This window comes from Streptomyces beigongshangae, from assembly GCF_019710745.1.
Lineage (GTDB): Bacteria > Actinomycetota > Actinomycetes > Streptomycetales > Streptomycetaceae > Streptomyces > Streptomyces beigongshangae.
The window spans coordinates 1-345 of the sequence record NZ_JAHKJW010000204.1 but is presented as its reverse complement, the minus strand read 5'-3'; the positions used below and the strand labels follow the sequence as shown (position 1 = coordinate 345).

Annotated in this window: 1 pseudogene; it reads right to left on the bottom strand. The window is 66.7% G+C overall.

The annotated features are described in order from the left end of the window. A pseudogene (locus tag KM933_RS38855) lies at positions 1–345 on the bottom strand (alpha-1,4-glucan--maltose-1-phosphate maltosyltransferase); the annotation flags it as partial.

Below are 345 nucleotides of genomic sequence, written 5' to 3'. Positions count from 1 at the left end.
CCGGGCGGGTGAACGCCTCGGCCAGGAAGATCACGTCGGGATCGGTGCGGTTGATCTCCGCGATCACCTGCTCCCAGAACACGACCGGTTTCGTGTGGGGGTTGTCGACGCGGAAGATCCGCACCCCGTGCCCCATCCAGAACCGCAGCACCCGGACCGTCTCCTCGACCAGGCCGGGCATGTCCTGGTCGAAGGCGATCGGGTAGATGTCCTGGTACTTCTTCGGCGGGTTCTCCGCGTAGGCGATCGTGCCGTCGGGACGGTGGTGGAACCACTCCGGGTGCTTCTCCACCCACGGGTGGTCCGGCGAGCACTGGAGCGCGAAGTCCAGGGCGATCTCCAGGT